The organism is Streptomyces tricolor (genome assembly GCF_002155905.1).
GTDB lineage: Bacteria > Actinomycetota > Actinomycetes > Streptomycetales > Streptomycetaceae > Streptomyces > Streptomyces tricolor.
Genome location: NZ_MUMF01001070.1, coordinates 1 through 1,586 on the forward strand (window position 1 = coordinate 1; position 1,586 = coordinate 1,586).

2 protein-coding genes and 1 pseudogene are annotated in these 1,586 nt (G+C 76.7%); 1 reads left to right on the forward strand and 2 read right to left on the reverse strand.

Annotation, left to right across the window (positions count from 1 at the left end; all coding sequences use genetic code 11):
- Both CCN44_RS42780 and CCN44_RS42785 read right to left on the reverse strand, forming a co-directional pair.
- Positions 1 to 873 (reverse strand): hypothetical protein (locus CCN44_RS42780; protein ID WP_107502194.1); only part of this gene is annotated, 873 nt, incomplete at its 3' end.
- Between the two features lie 12 nt (positions 874 to 885).
- A complete protein-coding gene (locus tag CCN44_RS42785) occupies positions 886 to 1,266 on the reverse strand; it encodes a DUF4190 domain-containing protein (RefSeq protein WP_086704672.1) in 381 nt (126 codons plus the stop codon).
- Between the two features lie 136 nt (positions 1,267 to 1,402).
- Between CCN44_RS42785 and CCN44_RS45785 the strand changes: the two are divergent.
- Positions 1,403 to 1,586: pseudogene (locus CCN44_RS45785) on the forward strand (hypothetical protein); the annotation flags it as partial.

The following is a 1,586-nucleotide window of genomic DNA, read 5'->3' on the forward strand; positions in this document are numbered from 1 at the left end:
CGTCACGGCCCAGCTGGGCCGTGACGCGGTGCGCAGCTCCCGCAGGCGGCGGGCGAGGGTCGGCCCCGCGGTCGCGGTGCCGTCGGGGACCGCGGCGCCAAGGACGGCGCGCAGCTCGGCGTGGCGGGCCAGTTCGGCTTCGTACCGGCGCACCGCCCGTGCGGTGCCCGCGGCGACCTCGTCGCCCGGCGCGGTGCGGTGCAGGTGCAGCAGCGGGGGTGCCGTCGATTCGGCGATCGCGGCGGCCAGCCGCGCGTGACCGTCCAGGACCAGATGGCAGTCCAGGCCGCTGGCCCACCACAGCAGGACCGGCGGGAGCGTCCCGTCACGGGCCTGCTTGCGGTACGCCTTGACCCGGCCGTCGCCCGCGTCGGGCATCGGACGCAGCGGGAGGATCTCCCACGAGCCGTTGTGGACGAACCAGTCGATGTATCCGTCCGGGTGGCCCTCCACGAGCATCTCCCGCCAGTACTCGGCCTCCGGCCGACGGCCGTGGTTCCCGCGCAGGAGCGGACTCTCGGGCGCGATGAGCCAGCGCCCCTCGTGCAGCGGGCCGCCCGGTGCGTCGAGCAGGTGCGAGGCGAGGCGGTGGGCCCAGCGGCCCAGGTCGCCGGCCAGCGCCCGCGCCGTCTCGGCACGCGGCGGCGGGACGGGAGAGCGGTGGGCGTCGGTGCGCCAGAACTCCACCCCGCAGTGGTCATCGTCGACGCGGGCGAGGAGCACGGGCTGCGAACGCCGGGCGAGGAGCACGCGCCGCTCGGCGGTGAACAGACACAGTCCTGGTCGGCGGGGTGCGCGCACCTCCAGGTACAGGCCCGCCCACGTGCCGTCGTCCCGCGTGATGTCCGTGCGTCGCGTGCCGAGACCGCCCATCGGTGCGGGCGCTCAGCCTTCGGCCGCGATGACCAGGGCGAACAGGACCAGCACCAGGACGATCCCCGCGGCGCCGCAGATGATGCCGGCCAGGGCCACGCCCGGGTTGGTCGCCTCGCCGCGGCGGGCCCTGCCGTGGCCGATCCCGCCGAAGATCAGGGCCAGGATGCCCAGCACCAGGGCGACCGGCCACATGAGGAAGCCGACCGCCGAGATGATGCCCAGCACCAGGGAGGCGGTGCCCATGCCGTTGCTCGGGGGCGGCTGCATGCCGGGCCAGGCGTAGCCGTGACCGACGGGGTAGGGGGCGCCGCCGTACGGGGCCTGCTGCGGGCCCGGGTAGCCGTACGGCACCTGGCCGGGACCGTCCGGGGCGATGGGCGGCGGGGGCACCGGTTCCGATCCCCCGTGCGGGGCGAAGGGGTTCGCGGGCGGCGCGAAGGGGTGGGGCTGGTGCGCGGAGGCCGGGGGTGCGTAGGGGTTCGGCTGGTGCCCGGAGGCTGGAGGTGCGTAGGGGTTCGCGGGAGGTATGGGGGCCAGCGGGGCGAACGGGTTCGGCTGGGACGCGGAGACCGGCGGGACGAACGGGCTCGGTTGCGATGCCGGAGACGGCGGGGGCGCGAACCCGTCGGCCGGGCTGGCCCATGCCGCGCGGCCGGCGTCGGCGGGCGTGGCCGGGGCCGGGGCCGCCGGCAGCGAGGTCAGCGTCTGCT